At 73.3% G+C, this 23,092-nt stretch carries 19 protein-coding genes; 7 read left to right on the top strand and 12 right to left on the bottom strand.

The window, feature by feature from the left end; translation table 11 throughout:
* Positions 1-34 precede the first annotated feature (34 nt).
* The 5 genes from hpf to mtrA form a co-directional block, all read right to left on the bottom strand.
* Positions 35-697, bottom strand: a complete 663-nt coding sequence (gene hpf, locus BN4251_RS02040) for a ribosome hibernation-promoting factor, HPF/YfiA family (protein WP_087483502.1) — start codon at positions 695-697, stop codon at positions 35-37.
* 165 nt (positions 698-862) lie between these two features.
* The gene (locus BN4251_RS02035) at positions 863-1,648 is read right to left on the bottom strand and encodes a ComF family protein (protein ID WP_087483501.1); all 786 of its coding nucleotides are present in this window, start codon (positions 1,646-1,648) and stop codon (positions 863-865) included.
* 124 nt (positions 1,649-1,772) lie between these two features.
* Positions 1,773-3,476, bottom strand: coding sequence for an LpqB family beta-propeller domain-containing protein (locus BN4251_RS02030; RefSeq protein ID WP_087483500.1), 1,704 nt, complete (start codon positions 3,474-3,476; stop codon positions 1,773-1,775).
* Positions 3,473-5,182: an MtrAB system histidine kinase MtrB gene (gene mtrB / locus BN4251_RS02025; RefSeq protein WP_245810156.1), complete on the bottom strand. Its 1,710-nt coding sequence runs from the start codon at positions 5,180-5,182 to the stop codon at positions 3,473-3,475. Before mtrB ends, BN4251_RS02030 begins: the two co-directional genes overlap by 4 nt.
* Positions 5,183-5,198: 16 nt before the next feature.
* A complete protein-coding gene (gene mtrA / locus BN4251_RS02020) occupies positions 5,199-5,885 on the bottom strand; it encodes an MtrAB system response regulator MtrA (RefSeq protein ID WP_087483499.1) in 687 nt (228 codons plus the stop codon).
* 194 nt (positions 5,886-6,079) lie between these two features.
* On the opposite strand from mtrA, the gene BN4251_RS02015 reads away from it, so the two are divergent.
* From BN4251_RS02015 to BN4251_RS01995, 5 genes are read left to right on the top strand one after another with little or no spacing between them, the layout of a single operon-like run.
* A complete protein-coding gene (locus BN4251_RS02015; protein ID WP_087483498.1) occupies positions 6,080-7,213 on the top strand; it encodes a glycerophosphoryl diester phosphodiesterase membrane domain-containing protein in 1,134 nt (377 codons plus the stop codon).
* Complete coding sequence (locus BN4251_RS02010) at positions 7,210-7,881, top strand: DUF4129 domain-containing protein (RefSeq protein ID WP_087483497.1); 672 nt, start codon at positions 7,210-7,212, stop codon at positions 7,879-7,881. Before BN4251_RS02015 ends, BN4251_RS02010 begins: the two co-directional genes overlap by 4 nt.
* Positions 7,878-9,101, top strand: a complete 1,224-nt coding sequence (locus tag BN4251_RS02005; RefSeq protein ID WP_087483496.1) for a DUF4350 domain-containing protein — start codon at positions 7,878-7,880, stop codon at positions 9,099-9,101. Before BN4251_RS02010 ends, BN4251_RS02005 begins: the two co-directional genes overlap by 4 nt.
* Positions 9,098-10,126 carry an AAA family ATPase gene (locus BN4251_RS02000; RefSeq protein WP_087483495.1) on the top strand — a complete coding sequence of 343 codons (1,029 nt, stop codon included), beginning with the start codon at positions 9,098-9,100 and terminating at the stop codon, positions 10,124-10,126. The genes BN4251_RS02005 and BN4251_RS02000 overlap by 4 nt, the downstream gene beginning before the upstream one ends.
* A gap of 11 nt (positions 10,127-10,137) precedes the next feature.
* Positions 10,138-11,436, top strand: a complete 1,299-nt coding sequence (locus BN4251_RS01995) for a DUF58 domain-containing protein (protein WP_087483494.1) — start codon at positions 10,138-10,140, stop codon at positions 11,434-11,436.
* 147 nt (positions 11,437-11,583) lie between these two features.
* Here BN4251_RS01995 and BN4251_RS01990 read toward each other — a convergent pair whose 3' ends face one another.
* The 3 genes from BN4251_RS01990 to BN4251_RS01980 form a co-directional block, all read right to left on the bottom strand.
* Positions 11,584-12,216, bottom strand: coding sequence for a class I SAM-dependent methyltransferase (locus BN4251_RS01990; RefSeq protein WP_087483685.1), 633 nt, complete (start codon positions 12,214-12,216; stop codon positions 11,584-11,586).
* Positions 12,217-12,242: 26 nt separating this feature from the next.
* A complete protein-coding gene (locus BN4251_RS01985; RefSeq protein WP_087483493.1) occupies positions 12,243-13,097 on the bottom strand; it encodes a phosphotransferase in 855 nt (284 codons plus the stop codon).
* Positions 13,098-13,428: 331 nt separating this feature from the next.
* Entirely contained in the window at positions 13,429-14,424 is a 996-nt protein-coding gene (locus BN4251_RS01980) for a stage II sporulation protein M (RefSeq protein WP_087483492.1), read from the bottom strand.
* Positions 14,425-14,540: 116 nt separating this feature from the next.
* Here BN4251_RS01980 and BN4251_RS01975 point away from each other — a divergent pair, with 116 nt between their 5' ends.
* Positions 14,541-15,389 carry an RDD family protein gene (locus tag BN4251_RS01975; protein ID WP_087483491.1) on the top strand — a complete coding sequence of 283 codons (849 nt, stop codon included), beginning with the start codon at positions 14,541-14,543 and terminating at the stop codon, positions 15,387-15,389.
* Here the strand turns inward: BN4251_RS01975 and BN4251_RS01970 are convergent.
* Positions 15,379-17,118, bottom strand: a complete 1,740-nt coding sequence (locus tag BN4251_RS01970) for a hypothetical protein (RefSeq protein WP_087483490.1) — start codon at positions 17,116-17,118, stop codon at positions 15,379-15,381. The genes BN4251_RS01975 and BN4251_RS01970 overlap by 11 nt on opposite strands.
* The gene (locus tag BN4251_RS01965) at positions 17,111-17,476 is read right to left on the bottom strand and encodes a DUF3499 domain-containing protein (RefSeq protein ID WP_342744502.1); all 366 of its coding nucleotides are present in this window, start codon (positions 17,474-17,476) and stop codon (positions 17,111-17,113) included. Before BN4251_RS01965 ends, BN4251_RS01970 begins: the two co-directional genes overlap by 8 nt.
* A 114-nt stretch (positions 17,477-17,590) precedes the next feature.
* On the opposite strand from BN4251_RS01965, the gene BN4251_RS01960 reads away from it, so the two are divergent.
* The gene (locus BN4251_RS01960) at positions 17,591-18,046 is read left to right on the top strand and encodes a metallopeptidase family protein (protein WP_087483489.1); all 456 of its coding nucleotides are present in this window, start codon (positions 17,591-17,593) and stop codon (positions 18,044-18,046) included.
* A 66-nt stretch (positions 18,047-18,112) separates the two neighbouring features.
* Here BN4251_RS01960 and BN4251_RS01955 read toward each other — a convergent pair whose 3' ends face one another.
* Complete coding sequence (locus BN4251_RS01955) at positions 18,113-19,747, bottom strand: DUF5719 family protein (RefSeq protein WP_087483488.1); 1,635 nt, start codon at positions 19,745-19,747, stop codon at positions 18,113-18,115.
* Positions 19,740-23,081 carry a glycosyltransferase family 2 protein gene (locus BN4251_RS01950; RefSeq protein ID WP_087483487.1) on the bottom strand — a complete coding sequence of 1,114 codons (3,342 nt, stop codon included), beginning with the start codon at positions 23,079-23,081 and terminating at the stop codon, positions 19,740-19,742. Before BN4251_RS01950 ends, BN4251_RS01955 begins: the two co-directional genes overlap by 8 nt.
* Between the last annotated feature and the right edge of the window lie 11 nt (positions 23,082-23,092).

Below are 23,092 nucleotides of genomic sequence, written 5' to 3'. Positions count from 1 at the left end.
TGCGCTCCTCCCGCCCTCTTCCGGGGGTGGGTGCTCAGGATGCGGTCTTCTCCGCTTCGAGCTCGATAACCCCGTAGTTCCAGCCCTTGCGGCGGTAGACCACCTTGGGGTTGCCGGAGTCGGCGTCGACGAAGAAGAAGAAGTCATGGCCGACGAGCTCCATGCGATAGAGCGCGTCGTCGATGCTCATCGGGGTCGCGGAATGCTTCTTCTCGCGGATCACCACGGGGCTGCCGGCATCCGCCAGATCGTGCTCGTCGGCGCGAGGGGTCTCCTCGGTCTCGACGGCGGCTGCGGGCGGATCCTGCTGGAGCGCTGCGGGCAGCTCCTGATCCGCCGGCATGGTGCGGAGGCTGGCTCCGCTGCTCTGGTGGGCGCGGTCGCGGCCCCGGCGGTGGTCCTTCCGGCGGTCGCGGGCGCGGCGGAGGCGTTCGAGGAGCTTTCCGTAGGCGACGTCGAGCGCACCGTAGAGGTCGTCCGCCCGGGCCTCGGAGCGGATCACCGTGCCGTTCTCGTGCACGGTGAGCTCGACGCGGTCGCTGAGCTCGGCCTGCCTGGGATTCTTCTCCTGTGAGATCTCGACATCCACGCGGAGGGCCGCGGGAGCGAACTGGGTGACCTTGTCGAGCTTGTCGGCGAGATGACGGCGGAAACGGTCCGGGACGTCCATGTGGCGTCCGACGACGTTGATCTCCATGAGTGGGTTCTCCTCCTATCCGGGTGCGGCCGCTCTGAGCCCGGCCGCGATGGCTCTTCGGCTGGGTGTCGCACCTCCTGATGAAGGGGGTCCCGCCCTTCTGTGGCGGGGGTCACCAGCATGCCATGTTTCGCCGCATGTTTCCTGGGCGTTGGTCCCGAATTCTCATCTCGTCCCGTCGGATCCCGGCGGCATCCGTGCCGAGGCGATCACGACGGCGCCCAGCACGTCCATCCCCGCGTCCGTGAGGGCTCGGTGCATGCCGCGCAAGGTGGAGCCGGTGGTGACCACGTCGTCGATGATCACCACGGGTCCGGGGACGCGCTGCGCTCGGCGGATGCTGCGCGGTGAGAGCACGATCCGGCGGGTTCGGCGCTGCCGCGCCCCCTGGCCGTCCTGGGCGGTGGTGGGCCGCGCCTCGAGCGTCAGGGCGTGCCCTGCCCCGCAGCGCTGCATCGCGCGGACCAGCTCGGCGGTGTGGTCCTCCCCGCGGCGCAGCCGTGCGCTGCGCTGGGAGGGCACCGGCACGAGGTGCACCGTCGCCGCGCCGGTGGGAGCGGTGAGCCGGTGGACGGCGGGGAGCAGGGCGGGGGCGAGCCGCGCTGCGAGGTGGAGCATCCCGCCGTTCTTCCAGGCGAGGATGAGGCGCTGGAGGTCGCCCTCGTACTCGCCGAGCGCGAGCACGGGCAGCAGCGGGGTGTGGTCCACCCCGGCGGGGAGCAGCTGGGCACCGACGCGGACGTCCCGCACCCGGGCGGCGCTGAGCTCCTGCAGCGCGTCGCAGCACTGTTCGACCCGCTGCGGCTCCGCCTCCAGCAGCGCGATGCAGCGGGCGCACAGCAGCGTCCCCTCCTCGCCGCAGGGACACTGCCGCGGCGCCACCAGCGAGCAGGTCTGCGCGGCGATCTCGCGCAGGTGGCCCCACCAGCTCGCGGAGTCCTCGGGGTGCATCCTCCGAGTCCACCGCAGCGGGCCGGTTCGTGGATGCTTCCTGTTCTCGCTGTGGACGAACCGGCGGTGTGGAGGGACCGTCCGGCATGGGCCCGCGGTGGAGGGGCGCTGCGGCTGTCGCGGGTCAGTAGAACGACGGGTCGACGCCCTCGATGTCGACCGCGTTCCAGGTCTCCCCGTCGCTGCGCAGCAGCTCACCGTCCTCGGTGCTGATCCACACCGTCTCGGCCACCACGGATCCCGCGATCTGCGCGGCGCCGGGGGTGAGGGTGGGCAGCGGGTCGCGTCCGGCGGCGAGGTCGACGATCAGGGCGCGCCGGTCCCCGGTGGCGGGGTCCGTGCCCAGCACCACCACCGCGATCTCGTCGTACCAGCTGGCGTCGGTCATGTCCGTCAGGGAGGTGCGCACCACGACGGGCTCGGTGAGGGAGGAGGGTGCCCCGTCGGAGCCCCGCACCACCGCGCACAGGTCCAGCCGTGTCCCGGCCGCATCGTCGGAGAGCACCAGCATCCGGGTGGCGTCGGCGGCGATCGCCAGGGAGCGCACCTCCCGGCCCGTCAGCCAGGGGGCGTCGACCTTCGCATCGAGCTCCGCCCCGTGGCCGGACAGGGCCAGCAGCGCCCCCGCGCTCGAGACGGTCGAGGTCCAGACGTAGCCCGCGGCATCGATCGTGGGCGGCACGAAGGACCCGCCGGTCGCCGCCTCGCGCACCGGGACCGAGCCGTCCGTCGAGGCGATCAGCACCACGGATCCCTCCGGGTTCCGGGCCGCCGCGAGCACCCCTCCGTGGGAGATCACCGGGGAGGACACCTCGACGTCCGCGAGCGCGGGGACCAGCTGGACGGCGGGGGCCGACGCGCCGGGATCGGCGAGCGAGATGACTCCGGTGGGGCCGGCGGCGATCGGCCGGTGCCCCGGCAGCGCCCTCTCGATTCTGGTGTTCTCGTCGAGGTTGACCTCCACCTCGTCCAGAACCAGCCGCACCCCCGCCATGGTGCGCATCGAGCGCAGCGAGGCCTCGAGCTGCGAGAGCGCGAGCATCCTGGGGCCCTGGGGCAGATCCGCGATCGCGCGCGGCACGGCGATCTGTGCGGTGCCGTCCGCGCCGGTGCCCATCATCAGCTCTGTGCCGCTGGAGATGCTCGGGATCCGGCTGGTGACCGCCCCGTCGAGGAAGGGCGTCGGCCCGGCGGCGAGCGCCTCGAGGACGGCGGTGGGTCCTCGCCGGAGCGAGAACCAGCGGTGGTCGGGGACCAGCAGCTCCTCGCGGGCGTCGAGGAAATAGAGGCGGGCTGGGACGAACAGCGACTCGAACGCGGCTTCGGACAGGAAGATCCCGTCGGGCACCGCGCTGAGACGCCATTGGCCCTCGACCTGCTCGACCGCGACCTCCACCTCCCGCACCACGGGGCCGGCCAGCAGGTGGCGCACGCCCTGCCGGTCGACGCTCGCGACGACCTGGAGCATCAGCAGCAGGCGCCCCTCCTCGACCTCCTCGACCTTCAGCTCCTGGCTGCCGGAGTAGACGGTGATCCCTGCCGCGGGGTCCCAGCTGTTCCTGGCCTCAGGGGTGAGATAGGCGCGGGCGACCGCAAAGTCCTCCTCGGAGCCGACGCCGGCCTGCACGAAGCCGTTGACCACCTCGGGAGCGGTGGCGTCGGGCGCGGGAGGCAGAGCGCGCACGTAGGGGGCGCCCGGCTGCGACTGCCCCGTCAGGGGTCGGGAGTCGATCGGCGAGTCGGTGGGAATGCGGGCGCAGGCGGCGCCGAGCCCCAGCAGCGCCGCGGCCCCTGCCGCGCGCAGCACATGGCGTCGTGCCGGTCTCATCGCTCGCCTCCGCTCTGCTCCGCGTCGTGATCGTCCTCGAGGCTGGGCAGCTGACCGGGATCGATCCGGATCTCCCCCGTGGGCGTCGCCGAGCCCGGCGCTTCCATCGCGCGCAGGTCGAAGGGGCGCTCCAGCCGCAGCGGCGAGCGCGTCAGCACCGCTCCCGGCCTGCGCGGCAGGGTCAGCCGGAACACCGCACCCTCGCCCTCCTGCCCCCAGGCCTGGAGCCAGCCGTCGTGCAGGCGAGCGTCCTCGACCGAGATCGACAAGCCCAGCCCCGTGCCGCCGATGGTGCGTGCCCGGGAGGGATCGGCGCGCCAGAAGCGGTCGAAGACGTGCTGGGCGTCCTCGGGCGAGATGCCGCGCCCGAAGTCCTGGACCACCACGGCGACGGCCTCGTCGTCGGCGCCCGTCTGCACCAGCACCGGATGCCCGGCGCCGTGCTCGATCGCATTGGTGAGCAGATTGCGCAGCACGCGATCGATCCGGCGGGCATCGACCACGGCGCGCACGTCCACGCCGGACAGCTGCACCTCGAGGCGGCATCCGCGCGCCGCGGCGAGCGGTCGCACATCATCCAGCGCCCGCTCCATCAGGGCGTTGAGATCCTCGCGGTGCGCCTCGAGCTCCGCGGCCCCGGCGTCGAAGCGGGAGATCTCCAGCAGATCCCCCAGCAGCACGTCGAAGCGCTCGACCTGTGCGACGAGCAGCTCGACGGTGCGCTGCAGCTCACCGGGCAGCTCCGCGCGCTGGGAGTCGAGCACCGAGGAGGCCATGCGGATGGTGGTCAGCGGCGTGCGCAGCTCATGGGAGACATCCGAGACGAACCGCTGCTGCAGATGGGAGAGCTCGGTGAGGTCGTCGACCTTCTGCTCGAGGCTGCGGGCCATGTGGTTGAAGGACTGCCCCACCCGCGCCAGCTCGTCCGCCCCGGAGACCTCGACGCGGCTGGTGAGATCACCGGCCGCCATCTTCTCCGCAGCGAGCGCGGCGCGCTTCAGCGGCGTGGTCACCAGCCGCGCCACGACCGTGCCGATGCCGATGATCAGCGCCATCAGCACCCCGCCGCCGCCGAGGATCACCCGCTGCACGAAGGCGAGGGTCTCCTGCTCCTCCTGCATCGAGTACACGAGGTACAGGTCGTAGGACCCGGCCCCCGGCACGATCACGCGCGTCCCCACCAGCAGCGCGGGATCGACCCGTCCGGAGGGATTCTCGCGGCCGATCGAGCGCCAGGACATGGTCTCCGGGTTCTCCGCGACGGCGGCGGCGAACTCGGCATCGACCTCGTCGAACAGCGTCCCGTCCGAGGACGCGACGGGGAAGACGTTGCCGGTGGTCTCCACCGGCACCAGGGCGACCTCCCGGCGGTCGCCGCCGCCCTGCCCGCCGGAGCTCTGCACGAAGGCCCTCACCGCGTCCTGATGCTGGGTGGTGGTCGCGCCGGAGACCTGCGTCAGGGTGTCGGTGAGGTCGCTCGTCACCTCGAGGGTCTCCTCGAGCACCCGGTCACGTCGCTGCTCGTAGAGACCGTCGGCGATCACGGAGGAGAGATAGGCGCCCACCGCCAGCAGCGCGACGATCGAGAGCAGGGTCGTCACCAGCACCACCCGCAGCGCGAGCGGCCAGCTGCGCGGGTCGGGGCCGAGCACCATGCCGGTCGCCTCGGGCGCGGGTCGCCGCTCGGCGTGGTCGGAGGTGCTCACGGTCGTGCCGGTGCTCTCAGGATCCGCCCCCGGCGCGGTAGCCGACGCCGCGCACCGTCACCACGATCGCGGGCTTCTCCGGATCGTGCTCGATCTTGGAGCGCAGGCGCTGGACGTGGACGTTGACCAGGCGGGTGTCCGCGCTGTGGCGGTATCCCCACACGTCCCGCAGCAGCACGTCACGGGTGAAGACCTGCCAGGGCTTGCGGGCGAGCTGGGTGAGCAGATCGAACTCGAGCGGGGTGAGCGAGATCAGCTCGTCCCCGCGGCGCACCTCGTGGCCGTCGACGTCGATCGTGAGATCACCGATCGTGAGCTGCTCGGTGGTGGGCGCCTCGACGCGGCGCACGCGCGCCTTGATCCGCGCCACCAGCTCCTCGGGCTCGAAGGGCTTGGTCAGGTAGTCATCGGCGCCCGCCTCGAGACCTTCCACCACATCGGCGGTGTCGGTGCGGGCGGTGAGCATGATGATCGGCACGCCGGACTCCCTGCGCAGGCGCCGGCACACCTCGATCCCGTCCATGCCGGGGAGCATGAGGTCGAGCAGGACCAGGTCGGGCCGCAGGCGCGGGAAGGTCTCGAGCGCCGAGGCTCCGTCAGGAGAGGTGGCGACCTCGTAGCCCTTGCCGCGCAGGACGATCCCGACCATCTCGGCGATCGCCTGATCGTCGTCGACCACGAGGATCCGTGAAGGCGTCGTCATGCGGTCATTGTGCCACCGCCCGCGGCGTGCACCTGGGAGGCGGGCCCCGAGGGTGTCCGGAAGACGCGCGGTCTTCGACGTTCGTCGGATCGGCTGCGGCCCCTGCACTCCGTAGGGTCGTCCCAGGAGCACCGGTCCCGGCCCGCCAGGGCGCGGCGGTCGATGCTCGGACAGCACCAGCACCAGGAGGACCGATGAGCACGCAGTGGACCGCCCCCGGGACGAGCGCCGCCGGCGAGCCCTCGCCGTCACCGGCTCCGGGCGGCGGCCCCTTCGCCGCCGGGCCCGGCGGCGGGGAGCCCGCCGCTCCCGGCGGCCCACGGCGCGAGCTGGTGCAGTCGATGCCGCTGTTCCCGCTGCGCCCGCTGGGCCTGGGCGAGATCCTCGGCGCCTCCGTGCGGATCTACCGCTTGCGCGCCCGGTCCGTGCTCGGCGTCGCGGCCATCGTCTACGGGGTCGCCTTCGTGATCATGACGTTCGCGACCGGCGCGAGCATGGTCCCCATGCTCGGGGACATGCAGGCCACCCTCGAGGATCCGGAGGCTGTGCCCACCTGGACCGGCAGCGTAGGCGACGTCGTGCTGACGGTCGTCTCGAGCCTGGTCACCGGGATCATCTCGTTGGTCTCCGCGGCGCTGGTGACGGTGGCCTTGACCCGGGTCGCCCTGGGAGAAGCGGTGGGCACCCCCGTCAGCAGCGCCGAGATGTGGGCGACCATGCGGCGCAAGGGCCTGCCCGCGATGGTGGTGAGCCTGCTGATCGGTGTTCTCTGCTCCGTCGTGTTCGTAGTCGTGCTCGGCCTCGCGATGCTCCCGCTGATCCTGCTCGGGGAGCCGACCGTCCTGACCGTGGTGCTCCTCCTGCTGGGTCTGGTCCTGGCGGTGCTGGGCGTGCTGTGGGTCTTCGCCCGCACGCTGCTGGCCATCCCGGCCCTCGTCCTCGAGGACACCGGCATCCTCGGCGCGCTCCGCCGCAGCCTCGAGATGACCCGTGGACGCCGTCTGTGGAGGGTGCTGGGGATCGGGCTGCTGCTGTCCCTGCTGTACATGGTCGCCGTGCAGGTGATCGCCGGGGTGTTCGGCACCGTGGCCGTCATCGTCTACATCGGGATCCTGCTGATCAGCGGGTTCGAGGCGCTCCTGTTGGGCATGATCGTGCTCACCGTGCTCACGATGCTCGGCAGCTACGTGGCGACCGTCCTGCTGGCGCCCTTCCTCTCGGCCGGTTTCGTGGCCGTCTACGCGGATGGCCGGATGCGTCATGAGGCCTGGGACGTCGAGCTGATCCGGCGGGCTCGCGAGAGCTGGGACGGGGCGCAGCAGCGGTGAGACCCGCCGGGCCGCCCCTGGACCCCGACGAGGCGCGCTCGCGCGTGCTCGAGGAGCTCTCGAAGCCTGAGTACGACGACTCCCCCGGCTTCATCCCCTGGCTGCTCGGTGTGATCGAGGACTGGCTGATGTCCGTGATCGACGGGATCGACGGCTCCTCGACCGCGCAGGCCGGCATCGCCGTGCTGATCGTGGTCGCTCTGCTCACGGTGGTGTTCCTGGTGCTGCGTCGCACCGGTCTGATCCGCCGCTCGCATGCTCTCGCCGTCGCGTCCGAGCTCGACGCCGAACCGGTGCTCAGCGGGTCCCAGCTGCGGGACTCGGCGCGCGAGGCGATCGGCGCCGGCCGCACCGATGACGGCACGGTGCTGGCGCTGCGGGCCCTGGTGCGCGATCTCGAGGAGCGCACGCTGATGGATGTCACCGCGGGGATGACCGCGCACGAGGCCGCCGTGCTCGCCGCCGCTCCCTTCCCCGAGCTGCGCGGGCGCCTGCAGCGCGGGGCGGTCGCCTTCGACACCGCCGCCTACTCCCATCGTGCGGCCTCGCCGAAGCAGGCGGATGATCTGCTCCGCCTGGCGGAGTACATCGCCGAGTCCGTCCCTGATCTCACCGCCGTCGAGGACGAGCCGCCCGTGAGCGCCGCGTCGGCCGGAGCGTCGGCATGAGCATCCAGGCCGCGCCCGCTCCGTCGGCCCCCTCCCCCGCGCCGGCCGCGCCCGCGCCGGGAGCCGCCGGCGCGCCCGCCGCGCCGCGCTCGGGCCGCCGGCACTGGTTCACCGTGCTGCTCGTACTGTCGATGCTCGCCGCGGTCCTGGTCTCGATCGCCCGCGGCTACTACCGCGATGGCCCGCTCGAGCCCGACGCCCCCACCGGGCAGGGCTCGAAGGCGACGGTCCAGGTGCTCGAGGACCTCGGCGTCGAGGTGGATGTGGACCGCCACACCACCGATGCCGAGGAGTCCCTGCTCAGCGGCCGCACCGTCCTGGTCACCGCGCCGCGCACTCTCAGCGCCTCACAGATCACGGCGCTGTCCGAGGCGCATGAGCAGGGCGGCGGGCGGATCGTGCTGGTCCAGCCGGACTTCGTGACCCTGTCCTCCTTCACCTCCCAGATCTCCCCCGCCGGTGCGCTGCGCTCCGGCGGGCAGGTCCTCGCAGGGCCCGACTGCGGGGACCTCGCCCACGGCGCCCGGACGCTCGAGCTGCCCGGCGCCGAGGACGGGATCGACGGCGCCGCCTCCCTGTACCGGGTGGGCGAGGAGGGCACCAGCTGCTTCACCGCGCAGGAGGGAGCCCTGGTCGCCGAGCATGACGGGGTGCTGGTGCTGGGCAGCGCGGATCTGCTCACCAACGATGGTGTGGGCAGTGCGGACAACTCGGCCCTGGTGCTCAACGCTCTCGGCGCCGACGGCGCGCTGAGCTGGTATGTCCCCTCCCCCACCGATCCCATGGCCACGACCTCCCAGACCCTGCTGGGATATCTGCCGGACTGGACCGGGCCGCTGCTGCTGTGGCTGGGGCTGATCGCCGTGGTCGCCCTGGTGGCGGTCGGCCGGCGCTTCGGGCCCGTGGTGGTCGAGCCGCTGCCGGTGACCGTCCGCCCCCAGGAGCTGGTGCTGGGCCGAGCCCGGCTGCTCGAACGCTCCAGCTCCCGTGACGCCGCGGCGCGCTCCCTGCGCTCGGCCACCTCGACCCGCCTCGCGGACCGGCTCGGCCTGCGCCACGAGACCGCCCTCGACGGTCTGCTCGCGGCGCTCGCCCCGCACGTGGACCGCACCCCCGAGCAGCTGCGCACGCTGCTGGGCCCCACCCCCGTGACCAGCGACCAGGACCTCGTGCGCCTCGCGCACGACCTCGACCGTCTCGAGAAGGAGATCGACCGATGACCGACACCACCCCGGATGCCGCCGCGCACCCCGCACCGCAGGGCGATGCTGCATCGGCCGACGGGCCGGACGTCGACCTCGACACCCGCGCCCAGCTCCAGCAGCTCTCCACCGAGATCCACAAGGGCGTGGTGGGCCAGGACGCCGCCGTGACCAGCCTCGTCGTCGCCCTGCTCTGCCGCGGCCACGTGCTGCTCGAGGGCGTGCCCGGCGTCGCCAAGACGCTGCTGGTGCGCTCCCTGGCCGCGGCGCTCGACGTGCGCATGCGCCGCGTGCAGTTCACCCCGGACATGATGCCCGGCGACATCACCGGCTCCCTCGTCTACGACAACGCCAGCAGCGACCTCGTCTTCCGCGAGGGACCGGTGTTCACCAATCTCCTGCTGGCCGACGAGATCAACCGCACTCCCCCGAAGACGCAGTCCGCGCTGCTGGAGGCGATGGAGGAGCGGCAGGTCAGCGTCGACGGCGCGAGCCGCCCGCTGCCGGACCCGTTCCTGGTCGTCGCCACACAGAACCCGATCGAGTTCGACGGCACCTACACTCTGCCCGAGGCGCAGCTGGACCGCTTCCTGCTCAAGGCCGTGATGCCGCTTCCGGAGCGGGAGGTCGAGGTGGACGTGCTGCGCCGCCACGCCGACGGGTTCGACACCACCGATCTCGCCGCCACGGGGCTGCGCGCCGTGGTCGACATCCCCTCCCTGCACCGCGCCCAGCAGGACGTCTCCGCGGTGAAGGCCGAGGACCCCGTCGTGCAGTACATCGTCGACGTGTGCCGGGCGACGCGCCGCTCCCCGAGCCTGGCCCTCGGGGTCTCCCCGCGCGGCGCGATCGCGCTGCTGCGCACCTCGCGCGCCTGGGCGTACCTCTCGGGACGAGACTTCATCACCCCCGACGACGTCAAGACCATGGCCCCCTCCACCCTCTCCCACAGAGTGCGGCTGACCACCGAGGCCGAGCTCGAGGGCACACAGGTCGAGGCGGTCCTCGCCGCCACCCTCGCCTCGGTCCCGGTCCCCCGCTGAGGCTCGCTTCGATGAGGATCTCCCTGACCCCGCGCGCGGCCCTGGTCGCGCTGATCGCGCTGCCCGTGATCGTGCTGTGGCCCCACTGGTGGGTGCTGCTGATCCTGGTGACGCTGTGGGCGCTGGTGATCCTCGCCGACGCGCTGCGGGCCACCGACCCGCGACGCCTCCGGGTGCGCCGCGAGGCTCCGACGCAGGTACGGCTCGGCAGCACCGTCGGCGGCAGGCTGCTGCTGACCAACCCGACCTCGCGCGGCGCCTCGCTCGCGGTGCGGGACGCCTGGAACCCCACCGCGGGTCTCGCCGAGCAGCGCGCCCGGATCGAGGTGCCCGCGCAGGAGCGCCGGGCGATCGCGCAGTCCTTCACCCCGACCCGCCGCGGCGAGCACAGCTCTCGGGCCCTGCTGGTCAGCTCGCTGGGCCCGCTGGGTCTGGCCCGGCGCACCACCGAGGTCGACGCTCCCGGGCGGCTCCTGGCCCTGCACCCCTTCGGCGCGCGACGTCACCTGCCCTCGCGGGTGCAGCGGCTGCGGGAGATCGAGGGCCTCGCGGCGATCCATCAGCGCGGCCAGGGCACCGAGTTCGACTCCCTGCGCGACTTCGTGGACGGCGATGACGTGCGCTCGATCGACTGGCGCGCCACGGCCCGGCGCCGCAGCGTGGTGGTGCGCACCTGGCGCCCCGAGCGCGACCGCCACGTGCTGATCGTGGTGGACACCTCCCGCACCTCCGCAGGCCGGCTCGGGGACTCCACCCGGTTGGACACGGCCTTCGACGCCGCGCTGCTGCTGACCGCCCTCGCCGGTCAGGCCGGGGACCGGGTGGACCTGATCTGCGTGGACCGCATCCCCCATCTCTCGGTGATCGGCTCGACCCGCACCAAGGTGCTCCACGACATGGTCACCGCCACCGCGGCGATCGAGCCGGCGCTGGTGGAGACCGACTGGGAGCTGGCGGCGGCCACGATCGCCCAGCGCGCCCGTCGCGGTGCGCTGGTGGTGCTGCTCACCCCGGTCGAGGCCCCCGTGGTCCACACCGGGCTGCTGCCCATCGCGGCCCGGCTCGCCAAGGATCATCCCCTCGTGGTGGCCTCGGTGGCCGATCCGGCGCTCGAGCAGCTCGCCGCCGGGCGCGGCGATACCGAGGCGGTCTACCAGGCCGCGGCGGCGGAGCAGGCCCGCTCCGAGAAGGCCGGGGTGGCTCACGCCCTCGAGCGGGTGGGCGCGCACGTCGTGGACGCCCCGCCGGAGCGGGCGCCGCAGGCCCTCGCAGACGCCTACCTCGCCCTCAAGGCCGCCGGGAGGCTCTGAGCCCACCGCTGCCCGTGCTCGGGGCTGGCCGTGCCTGGGCTCGGGGCTCGGGATGCTGGGGCATGGTCGGGAGGTGGCGCAGGAGCGATGACTGCGGAGATATCGGCATACTCCTCGCTGTGGCGCCAGTCCCGACCACGCCGCACCTCACGTGCGCCGAGCGAGGACCCGGTAGGTGTGCCAGTGCTTGGGCCCGCTGAAGGACCGGCCCTCCCGCTCCTCCTCGACCAGCTCGAGCACGTCGGTTCCGCGCAGCAGCTGCTCCACCTCGTCCCGGGAGAGGAAGGTGCCGTCTGTGCTGGCCCAGTCGTCACGGTCACCGAAGAGGTCCACGGCCAGGATCCCGCCCAGGCGCAGCGAGTCCAGGATCCTGCGCCAGAGCGCCGGGAACTCGTCCCGTCGCACGAAGGGCAGCGTGGCACAGGACAGCACGAGATCCGCTGCCGGGAACGTCTCGATCTGTGCGAGGTCCGCCGTCGTATGGCTGATCGGCAGACTGCGCGCGAGCTCGGCGTAGGCATCGGCGACGCTGGGATCGGCGTCATAGCTGTGCACCTCGAAGCCGTTCTCGGCGAGGAACCGTGCCTCCACCCCGGCTCCGCTGCCGAGCTCGACTGCGACCCGCGGGGCCAGGGCCGCGAGAGCACCGGGTACCTGCCCGGCGGCGCGGGGTCCTGCGAGCGCCAGCGAGACCGCAGCTCGGGCGAGTGGGCGCACCGGTCGCTCCGCCTGCGCGGCGTTGTATCCGGAGAAGTCCCGCTCGGGGCTGCGACGCGGCATCTCGCCCATCCGTTCGTCCCGCGCGCTCACCACTGCGGGTCCCCGCTGCGAATCCTCAGAGCGAAGTTGGCCAGGGCGTGGTCGCGCAGCTTCCCGTCCCCGCGGAGCTCGGCAGCTGCAGCCACCTGCAGCGAGAGCACGCGTCGGTGCGCGACCGCCCGATCGAGGACCTCCCCGGGAAGATCCGCGGCCAGAGCGTCGCGGCCGTAGGCGCTGAGCAGGGGCGCGATGTCGATCGCGCGATCCGCCCACGCCGCGTGATCGGTGTCGATCAGCACGGCCGATCCGTCTCTCTTCCACAGGATGTTGTGCATCCCGAGGTCACCGTGGACCGCATAACCCTCTGCGGACGCCTCGAGCTCGAGGACGGTGTCCATCCGAGCCCGCGCCCCCTCCTGCACCTCGGGATCCGCCGCGGTCATCTCCTCGACCAGCATCGGCCACAAGTCACCGCCGCACCAGGCACGCGCCGAGGGGAGGGAGACGGCGAGCTCCGGATGCTCAGTCGCGGCCGGGGTCCAGGACTCCAGCAGGGCAAGGACGCCGATGCGATCCTCCGACCAGGTCCTCGGCTCGCGCGAGTGCCCGTCCACGAGCTCCGCCACCATGACCGACCACTCCGCGGCGTGCACCGGGTCCAGGAGCGGTCGCGCCACCGGGAGGTCGGCGGCTGACAGTGCTGCCGCCGTGTCATGCTCCCGTCGGATCGCGGCCTCGTGTCCTGTACCCGTGCGCACCCGAAGCGCTGCGCTCGGCGGGAGCAGCAGCACGTGATGGAAGGCGCCATGGGTCTCGCGCACGTGATCCCAGGGCAGCTCCGGCAGGCGCCGCCGCAGCTCCGGCAGAACATCCGGCGGGAGCCCCTCGAGCGTGTTCGACACGCATCCAGTATCGCGGATCGGCACGTGCAGCAACGCGGATCAGCACGCGGTCACCTTCGGCCCCATTCCCGCCGACGGCGAATGCAGGCCCGTGCCTCATGGTCGGGTACCGGCGCAGGAGCGATGACTGCGGAGATATCGGCATACTCCTCGCCGTGGCGCTCGTGATCGACCATCCCGTGATCGACCGTGCAGCGCCGATCTCGCCCGGAGCACACGAGCCATGGTCAGGGAGCGATGGTCAGGGATGCGAGATGCCAGGCACCGGGTGCCGGCTGCGGGGTGCTCAGCACTCAGCACTCAGCACTCGGCGCTCAGCAGTGCCCCGGCCTCAGCCGGCCGTGGCGACCTTCGCGCCGACCAGCTCCTCGGAGAGGTCGCCGGTGACCCCTGCGCGGCGCACCTGGCGACCCCGGCCCAGCATGAACACCATGAAGGCGAGCCACGCGGCCGCACCGATCGCGATCCGCACTGCCGGGGGCAGAGAGCTCGGCGTCACGAAGGCCTCGATGAAGCCGGCCACCAGGAGCACCGGCACCAGGCCGATCGCCACGGTGACCAGGGCGCGGGCCGCGCGGGAGAGCGCCCACAGGCGCGGCACCGGGCCCGGGCGCACCCACGCCCAGAAGGTGCGCAGCCCGGCCCCCGCCCCCACCAGGACGGCCGTGATCTCGAGCAGGCCGTGCGGAAGGATGAAGACGAAGAACGTGTCCAGCCCGCCGTAGGCGCCCATCACCCCGGCCGAGAGGCCGATGTTCAGCCCGTTCTGGACCAGCATCACCACCGGCCAGAAGCCGGTGACCCCGAAGACCACCGCCTGCACGGTGATCCAGGCGTTGTTGGTCCATACGCGGGCGGCGAAGCCCGAGGCCTCGCCCTGGAAGTAGTAGCTGACGAAGTCGCGCTGGGCGAGCGTGCGCTGCTGGGCCTCGGGCACCAGCAGTTCCCGCGCCGTCGCATCGAAGCCGAAGTAGAGCCCGGTCACGATGCTCGAGAGCAGGAAGATCCCGGCGGCCAGCGCCACCGTCCAGCGGGCGTCGAACAGCGCGGCCGGCAGGTCCTCCCAGAAGAAGGTGCGGGCGTGTTTCCACAGCGAGGTGCGCGCCCCGGTGATGCGCAGCCGGGCACGATGCACCAGCAGCGACAGCCGCGAGATCAGCACCGGGTCCGGGTTGGTGGAGCGGATGGTGGACAGATGCGTCGACGTCTCCTGATACAGGGCGAGCAGCTCGTCGATGCCGGACGCGTCGAGCTCCCGGCTCCGGGTCAGCTCCTGGAGACGGTCCCAGCGGGGCCGGTGCACGGCGATGAAGGCGTCGGTGTCCACGCCTCCAGACTAGAGTCCCGGCCGCAGCAGGACCGCCGACGAAAGTCGGAGGCCAGCGCGTCGGAAGCCGACGGTCGGTGCTGACCCTCGCGCGGCGCCGATGTAAGGATGGGGGCATGACATCCACGCTCTCGCCGGCGCAGGCACCCTCCGCCGAGCGCGACGCGCTCATCACCGGGGATGCGGTGCTGCTGGATCTGCGCACCGCCTCCTTCGCCACCCGCATGCTCTCGGCGGTGATCGACGGGGTGATCCAGCTCGTGCTCCTGGTGGGCGGGAGCATCGCGATGGCCTGGACCGCGGAATGGGCCGATCTCGACGACGGCCTGGTCGTGGCCGGCGTCCTGGTCGCCTCCGTCACCGCGTACGTCGGCTATCCGGTGCTGTGCGAGCTGCTGCTGCGCGGCCGGTCGGTGGGACGGCTCGTGATGGGCACGCGCGTGGTGCGCGACGACGGCGGTCCCGTGCACGTGCGCCAGAGCCTGCTGCGCGCCGTGATGGCGATGCTCGAGATCTGGTCCACCTCCGGGGCGATCGCGCTGACCTGTTCGGTCATCGACCGAAAATCCCGCCGGGTGGGAGACCTGCTGGCCGGGACCATGGTGGTCCAGGAGCGGATGCGCGATCTGACCCCTCAGCGTGCCGCGGTGCCCGAGGCGCTGCAGGACTGGGTGCGCGGTGCGGACGTGGGCCGGCTCCCGCTCACGCTGATGCAGGACATCCGCTCGTTCCTGCCCCGGGCCGGCACGATCAATCCCGAGTCGCGCCGCCAGCTGTCGCGGGACCTGCTGCGCCGCACCCTGCCGCATGTCGCTCCCGCTCCCCCGCCGGGCACCGATCCGGAGCAGTTCCTCACCGCGGTGCTCGCCGAGCGCTCACGGCGCGACGAGTCACGGCTGCGCCGTGCCCAGGAGCGTCAGCAGGAGCTCTCGGCGGAGGTCCGCACGGTGCCCTTCAGCGCGTGAGCCCGGCGCCGGGCGCCTCGTGGCGGCCGGCGATCAGTACGGGGATCCCGCCCTCGACGGGGTGGACCCGATGGCAGCTCTCGCACTGCATCGCCGCGTCGACGTCGCGCAGTGTGCCGCCGCAGTCCGGGCAGCGCAGGATCGCCCGCGCCCAGCGCGGCACATCGGCGCCGCTGGCTCCTGCGGGCAGCGCATCGGCGCGGCTCTGCTCCTCGCCGTCGCTCGTCCAGAGCGAGGCGGCGCTCTCCGCCGACGCCGCTGCGGGTGCGGGCGCGACGGCGCTCGTGTCCTCCTCGCGCACGAGCGCAAGGATCTCCTCGCGGATCCGGATCATGGTGGTCTCCCGCTCCGCCTCGACGTTCAGCCGCAGCAGCGGCTCGGTGTGGGACGAGCGCAGAGAGAACCACCAGCGGTCCTCCGCGGGCAGCTCCTGGTCCCAGTGCTGGACGGTGAGCCCGTCCAGGTCGTCCGTGACGGCGCCGGGCAGGGCGGCGACATGCTTGCGCACCCGCTCGCGGGAGGCCTCGGCGTCGACCACGCGGAAGTTGATCTCGCCGCTGGCGGGATAGGGATCGTGCGCGGCGACCAGTGCGGAGGCCGGGGCGTCGGTCGCACCGAGCGCGGCCAGCACGTGCAGCGCGGCGAGCATGCCGGAGTCGGCGAAGAAGAAGTCGCGGAAGTAATAGTGGGCGGAGTGCTCCCCGCCGAAGACCGCATCATGATCGGCCATGAGGGTCTTGATCCGGGAGTGCCCCACGGGCGAGCGCACCGGCTCCCCGCCGGCGGCGCGCACCGTCTCGGTGACATGGCGTGAGGAGACCAGGTTCACGACCACAGCGGGCCGCTCCTGCCCCTCCTGGCGGGCACGGCCGATCTCCCGCTCGGCGATCAGTGCGGTGATCGCCGAGGGCCGCACCGGCACGCCCTTCTCGTCGAGGACCACGCAGCGGTCCGCGTCGCCGTCGAAGGCGAGTCCCAGATCGGCGCCCTCACGGACCACCGCCTCCTGCAGATCGTGGAGGTTCTCGAGGCGCAGCGGATCGGCCGGGTGGTGCGGGAAGGTCCCGTCGAGCTCGAAGTGGAGCGGGATCAGCTCGATCTGCGGCAGCGCGCCCAGGACCGCGGGGGCAGTGTGCCCGGCCATCGCGGAGGCCGCGTCGACCACCACGCGCAGGGCGCGCTCCTCGGGCAGGGGCACCAGAGAGTGGAGGGTGCGGGCGTAGTCCTCCAGGGTGTCGAGCGCCTCGGAGCGTCCTTCGCCGTGGACCGGGATCTCCCCCGCATCCAGGTACTCCTCTGCCCGGCGGCGGATCTCCTCGAGCCCGGAGTCACGGCCCACCGGGCGCGCGCCGGGCAGGCACAGCTTCAGCCCGTTGTCCGGGCCGGGGTTGTGGGAGGCGGTGATCATGGCACCGGCGGCGCGGTGCAGGCCCGAGGCCGCATAGAGCTGATCGGTCGAGGCGAGGCCCGCGTCGGCGACGATCGCGCCGCGGCGCACGGCCCCCTCGATGACGGCTCGGGACAGCTCCGGGGAGCTCAGTCGCATGTCATGGGCGACGATCAGCTCGGGGGCCTCGAGGAAGTCCGCGAAGGCGGCTCCGAGCGCCCGGGCGACCTCGACGGTGAGCTCCTCGCCGGCGAGGCCGCGCACGTCATTGGCCTTGACGATGCCGGACAGGTCGTGGCGTCCCGACGCGGTGACGGGCCGGGAGTCGCGGGTCTCAGTCATTCGTGCTCCTGATGACGTGCAGGTGGCGGGACGGCGCCGCGCCGCGTTCGGAGGGGAGCCGGGGAGCTTCGGCAGAGCCCGGCGAGGCGGGAGAGGAGGACCCCTCGCGGCGGGGACGGACCGCGTCGGCGAGGGCGATCAGATCGTCGCTGACCTCCTCGCCGCCGGGCACGCGAAGCAGCTCCCAGCCGCGCGGAGCGGTCATCCGGGTGGCGTGCTCACGGCACAGGTCGTAGGCGTGGGGCTCGCTCAGGCGGGACAGCGGGCCCAGCACCGCCGTCGAGTCCTCGTACACGAAGGTCAACGAGCTGACAGCCGGCCTGGAGCAGGCGGTCCGGGAGCATTCACGAGCAGGCACGTCCAGCAGTGTACGGCGGCCGGGCGGCACGAGGTGCGAGGCGCGCCCGGGGCGGGGCGCCACACACCCCGCTGCGGTCCTCTCCGCGCAGTCCCTGGCGCTAGAGTGCGGGCCATGGATGTCGAGCCACTGCTCCCCGGCCCTGCCGGTCCCCGGCAGAGTCCCCGCCGCCGGGACCGTCGTGGGCGCGGCAGGCGCTGGGACCTGATCCCCCCGCACCTGCCCGGCCATCGCACCCGCCGCGAGCGCTTCGACGAGCTGGTCACCGATGCCGGAGCGATGATCGCCCAGCGGTTCCCGCGGCGCCTGGCGCACATGCAGGTGCTGGTCGAGGAGGTGCCGCCGGCGGATCCGGGCCCCTGGGACGATGCGACGGTGCTGCTGGGCCGGGTGATCCCGCCCTCGCGCACCCATCCCGCGCGGGTGATCGTGTACCGGCGGCCGCTGCAGACCAGGTGCAGCACCGAGGCGGAGCTCGAGATGCTCGTGCGGCAGGTGCTCGCCGAGCAGATCGGCTCGCTGCTGAACATCGCCCCCGAGGACATCGACCCGGGGGCCTGGACGGACTGAGTCCGCCCCTCTCAGCCCCGCCGGATTCGCCGAGCTCCTGCCGTTCACGAGCTCACAGCACGTCGCTCAGCCCTCGAGACGCACGGTCACGGGGGCACCGCCGCCCTCGGCGCCCGGCACCGGGACGGCGGACAGCAGCAGGCCGCCGGCGCCATCCCGCACCCGGTGCGTCCACGCGGCGTGGACCGTTCCGGGCACCTCCGGCACGACGGTGATCCCCACGGCGGGCGCGTCCCCGACCGTGAGCTGGGCGGCGGTGAGGGTCGCGGTGGCGTCAGCGCCGACCTCGACGCTCAGCGCCTCGCCCGCGGAGCCGTCTGCCGCGATCGGGATGACGGTGACCGCGGAGTCGGCGGTGCCGGTCAGGGTGAGCTGCCCGATGCCGCCTGCGGGCAGGGCGCTCATCCCGTGCGAGCGCAGGGCCGGCGCGGGCTCCACCAGGGTGAAGTCCACCGGCGAGCCGACGGTGTCTCCGGGGAGGTCCTCGCCGGTGCGCTGGCTGCGGGTGACCGCGGTCAGCGCCTCCTGGGAGCGCACCTTCACCGCGTAGGTGCCGTCGGGCAGTCCCTCGAGCGGTGTGCTCACCACGGTGCCGGCCGGGATCTCGACATCCTCGAGGGTCGCGGAATCGACCGGTCCCTCGGCGCTGAGCACCTGGATCGTGGCGGTGGTGTCGGTGCCGCGAGGGTTGGCGAGCACGACGGTCGGGGCGGTGCCGGCGACGTCCACGCCCGGCATCACCTGCTCCGTCGCGGGAGCGGGCAGCGGTGCGAGGATCTCGGCGCCGCCCGGGGTGAGCCCGTCGCGCTCCGTGGTCTGGACGTGCATCGACAGCGGCGAGCCCATCACGGAGACGTCCACGCCCACCGCGTCGTGCCCGGCGGCCACGGATTCGAGCAGCACCCGCTCCTCGGTGCCGGGGGCGACGACCACCTGGCTGCGGCCCTCCATCGCGGCGGGGCCGTCCTCGGTCCACAGCTGCACCGAGGCGGTGGCGGGACGCTCGGTGGGATTGCTCAGCACGAGCGCGGAGCTGTCGCCCCTCCCGGTGGAGACGCCGAGGAAGCTCGCCTCGGTGGCGGGCTCGGTGCAGCGGGTCATGGCCAGGGAGCGGTAGTCGCCGCTGGTGGTGGCGGTGGCCTGGATCGTGTCGGCCACGGGCCTCTCGCTCTGGGAGGTGGCGGAGGTGACGTGCGGTGCGCCCTCGATGCCGCCCATGCCCTGCAGGGCTACGCCCATGTCCTGGGAGGCGGCGTCGTCGCCGAGCACCGTGCCGTCGGCGCTGCGGGTGGTGATCGAGGGGGCGCGGACGGAGCCGTCCTCCTCCTGCAGGGTCGCCGAGCCGCTGACGGTGCCGAACAGCAGCGAGGAGGCCGGTTCGGCGGAGACCGTGCGCAGGGAGATCTCGGGGCTCGGCGGTGCCACCGCGAGCTCGGCGTCCGTGCCCGTCCCGAGCAGCTCCTCAGGCAGCTGGAGCGCGCCGTGGCAGAAACGGGTGCTCGCGCCGGGCCGGGACTCGGCCTGCGCGTGCTGCACGCCGACGGGCTCCGGCGGCGGGGTGAGGGCGAGGGCGCCCACCGTCGCGCCGAGCGGGATCAGGGCCGCGAGGGCGAGCAGGCGCCGCACGCCGGTGCGGTCCGTGCCGGCGGCGGGGGTCTCCGGCTCGTCCGGGCTCTGCGCAGGGGCATCGTGCTCAGCCATACATCTCCTCCGCCGTGCGTGCGCGCAGTCGCCACGGGATCGCCAGCAGCGCGGTCAGGCCCACCGCCGCGGCGAGCAGCAGCTGCCACAGCAGCGTCAGGGGCTGGTCGCGATGGATCTCGATCTCGCCGGCCGCTCCGGCGGGGACCTGGAAGCCCTGCGCCCAGCCGTCGACCTCGGTCGGGGCGAGCTCGGTGCCGTCCAGGGTGGCCCGCCAGCCGGTGTCGAAGCGTTCGGAGAGCACCACGGTGCGCTCGGCCTCGTCGGCCGGGATCGCTCCCGCGGCGTCGATGACGCCGCTGGACAGGGGGGTCTGCTCCGCACCGCCGGTGACCAGCGCGCGCGGGGAGGCGTCGATCACCCGCCACATGCCGCCCCAGGTGCCCTCGGTGACCTTCTCCAGCTGCGGGGAGGTGTCCAGGGTGCGCACCAGCTCGGCCTGCTCGTCGCGGTCCCCCTGGACCACCACGTAGGCGATGGCCAGGTACGCGGAGGAGCCGTCCTCCGTCTGCACATCGGCGACAGGAGCGTCCTGCGAGAGCATCCCGGCGACGGTCTCCCGCAGCGCCGCCGAGGCGGGGTCCGCATCGATGGCGGTGCCGGCGCGGACGGTGTCCACGTCGCGCGCATCGGCGAGGGCGGCGTGCTGGATGATGCTGTCGCCGCCGTGGACCACGAGGCCGGCGTCCACCGCGCCGTCGTCGGCGAGCTGGAGGGTCAGCACGCGGGCCCGGGCGTCGGTGCGTCCCTGGTCGGCGGCCGCGGCAGGGACCTCCCCGCCCTCGACCCGCTCGAGCCGCAGCTGTCCCGGCAGCAGCAGGGACCAGCCGGCGACGGTGACCAGGCAGCAGGCGGCGACCACGGCGCCGACCACCCCGGTGATCGCGCGACGGGCCCGATGGTCGCCGCTCTCGCGGCGGGCGAGCCCGTCGAAGGCCGCCGCGGCGCCCACGGCGAGGGCGAGCAGGGCGACGCTCAGCAAGGCGTGCAGCGGCGGCGTGACCAGCTGCCCGTCCGCAGCGGCGGTCCAGGTGCCGCGGGCCAGCAGCACGGTCGCTCCAGCGGCCGCGGCCAGCAGCACGCTGAAGCGGCCCGCGCGACCGGCCGCACCGGACATCAGCGGGGACAGCAGCGCAGCGAGCACGACCGGTGCCACCGGCAGCAGGGGCAGCAGCGAGGCCGCTCCCTCCCCGACCAGCGGGGCGAGCTGCTCCTGCACCCCGGGGGTGACGGGCCACAGACCTGCGAGGTCCAGCAGGGAGGGGCCGGCAACGCTCGGCGGCACCCCGGCCACGGCGAGCAGCAGCTGGGGATGTCCCACGTAGAGCGGCAGGTACGGGGCGTGCAGGGCGAGGGACGGCAGCAGCACCCACAGCAGGCGTCGGCGCCGTCCGGGGGCGGCGAGGGCGAGCAGCAGCACGGCGAGAGCCCCGAGCAGCACCAGCACCGGCTGCACCGCGCCGATCACCAGCAGCACGAGACCTCCGGCAGCGGCGGCGGAAACGCTCGCCTGGGAGACCTTGTGGGGCAGTCCGATCGCGCGGCCGAGCGCGAGGGCCAGCAGCGGCAGCAGCATGTGCACCAGCAGCAGCGGCCAGGCGCCCACGGCGAGCGCGGCCAGCAGCGAGGGGGCCAGCGCCCAGAGGGTGGCGATCACCAGGCGTGCGCCGACGGCGCGGGTGATCGCCCCCGAGGCCCACCACGCCAGCAGCGCGCTCAGCGGCACCGCGGCGAAGACGAGCACCTCCACCAGCAGGTCGCCGCCGAGCGGGAGCGGCCCGAGCACACGCACCAGGGCATCGCCGGGGCCGCGCTCCCCCAGCCCGCCGGGGACCCAGCTCGACCAGGCCGCGCTCCACAGCTCCTGCCAGCTGTCCGGCAGGGGGCGCAGCCCGGGGCCGGTGATCTCGCCGCGCCCGAACAGGCCGCGCAGCGCGAGCACGCCCAGCCCCGTGGCGACCAGGGCCACGACCGCGGTCCACACGATGTGGCGTCCGTAGTCGGCGTCGTCGAGGCCATGACGGGTGCCGGCGATGCCCCAGGTGGTGCGGCGGATGTGGCGGCGCCGGTCGTCGTCGGCGAACAGCTGGCTCCACAGGTCGTCCGCCCAGCGCCGCGTGCCCTCGCCGCGCGGGACGTACAGGGGTGCCAGGCGCCCGCGCGGCACCCGGGAGCGTCGGCGATCGCGCAGGGCGCGGCCCAGCACGCGCCGTGCACGCGGCAGGACCGCCGCGGCCGCTCGCAGCTCCATCAGGGCGCGGCGCGGTGCGGAGGCGGCGATCGCTCCGCCCATGCGCAGGAGGGTCTCGAGAGGCAGCAGCACCAGGGTGAGCAGGGCGTGGATGAGGGAGCGCTGCTTGAGCAGGGTGAGGATCTGCCCGGTGCGCTGCTCCTGCAGCCGTTCGAGCAGGGGCCGGGTGGGATGCGGGTGGAGCACGCGGGCACCGGCCTGCACGGCGACCCGTTCGCCCGAGCGCCAGATCCGCCGGCACAGGTCGATCTCGGCCCAGGGGGTCGGCAGCTCGGGATCCAGGCTCCCCACCTCGCGCAGGGTCTGCTCGCGCACGAGCATGCCCGGCAGAGGCACGGCGAGGACGTCCTGGCGCCAGTCCGCCTGCCCCTGGTCGATCTCGCCGGGGTCCACACCGGTGACGATGCGGCCCCCATGGGTGAGGGTGAGGCCGACGTCGACGAGCGCGTCCGCGCTCTCCGCGGTCAGCGGCAGAGCGTCCTCGGGCTCGACGTGGCGCACGCGCTTGGCGCCGACGACGGCCGTGTTCGGGGAGACCTCGACGATCTGCAGCAGGTGCTCGAGCGCATCGATCCCGGGGGTCGAGCCGTCCACCACGAACCACAGCCAGGATTCACCCTCGGCGACGGCGCCGACGCGGCGTCCCGGGCGCAGCGGCTCCTCGCGCAGGCGCAGCGGGATACGGGCCAGCTCCTCGGCGCGCTGGGTGCGCTCGCGCTCGACCGCGACGGGATCGACCTCGCGGGCGCGGCGCCGACGGGGCGCGGCCTGCTCCGTCTCAGCGTGCTCGGCGCCCGGCTCCGGCGCGGTCTCGGCACTGCGCTCGAGCAGCTCGAGCGTCTCGTGGATCGCCCCGGAGCGGCTCACGGAGGAGGAGACGGGCAGGATCTCGTCGATCCGGCCGGTGAGGAGATCCGACTCGACGGCGTCGTGGACCTCGCCCGCGAGATCGGAGGGGGCGACCACGACGATGCGGTCCGGCGACCGTGACTGCTCGGACAGCGCGGTACGCAGGGCACCGTGGGTGGACGCGGTCGTCGTCCCGCTCAGCAGGACGACCGCGGTGATGTGACGATCGCTCACCAGGAAGGGTG

It is taken from the genome of Brachybacterium massiliense, assembly GCF_900184245.1.
Lineage (GTDB): Bacteria > Actinomycetota > Actinomycetes > Actinomycetales > Dermabacteraceae > Brachybacterium > Brachybacterium massiliense.
Note: the sequence above shows the minus strand (reverse complement) of the source record. Positions and strands in the feature narration are given on the sequence as shown.

Coding starts and splice junctions, on each gene's coding strand:
- mtrA (WP_087483499.1), bottom strand. CDS start 5,885: ATGACGACGCCTTCACGGATCCTCGTGGTCGACGACGATCAGGCGATC.
- BN4251_RS02035 (WP_087483501.1), bottom strand. CDS start 1,648: ATGCACCCCGAGGACTCCGCGAGCTGGTGGGGCCACCTGCGCGAGATC.
- BN4251_RS02030 (WP_087483500.1), bottom strand. CDS start 3,476: ATGAGACCGGCACGACGCCATGTGCTGCGCGCGGCAGGGGCCGCGGCG.
- BN4251_RS01995 (WP_087483494.1), top strand. CDS start 10,138: ATGAGGATCTCCCTGACCCCGCGCGCGGCCCTGGTCGCGCTGATCGCG.
- BN4251_RS02000 (WP_087483495.1), top strand. CDS start 9,098: ATGACCGACACCACCCCGGATGCCGCCGCGCACCCCGCACCGCAGGGC.
- BN4251_RS01990 (WP_087483685.1), bottom strand. CDS start 12,216: ATGCCGCGTCGCAGCCCCGAGCGGGACTTCTCCGGATACAACGCCGCG.
- BN4251_RS01975 (WP_087483491.1), top strand. CDS start 14,541: ATGACATCCACGCTCTCGCCGGCGCAGGCACCCTCCGCCGAGCGCGAC.
- BN4251_RS01970 (WP_087483490.1), bottom strand. CDS start 17,118: ATGACTGAGACCCGCGACTCCCGGCCCGTCACCGCGTCGGGACGCCAC.
- BN4251_RS01960 (WP_087483489.1), top strand. CDS start 17,591: ATGGATGTCGAGCCACTGCTCCCCGGCCCTGCCGGTCCCCGGCAGAGT.
- BN4251_RS01955 (WP_087483488.1), bottom strand. CDS start 19,747: ATGGCTGAGCACGATGCCCCTGCGCAGAGCCCGGACGAGCCGGAGACC.
- BN4251_RS02005 (WP_087483496.1), top strand. CDS start 7,878: ATGAGCATCCAGGCCGCGCCCGCTCCGTCGGCCCCCTCCCCCGCGCCG.
- BN4251_RS02015 (WP_087483498.1), top strand. CDS start 6,080: ATGAGCACGCAGTGGACCGCCCCCGGGACGAGCGCCGCCGGCGAGCCC.
- hpf (WP_087483502.1), bottom strand. CDS start 697: ATGGAGATCAACGTCGTCGGACGCCACATGGACGTCCCGGACCGTTTC.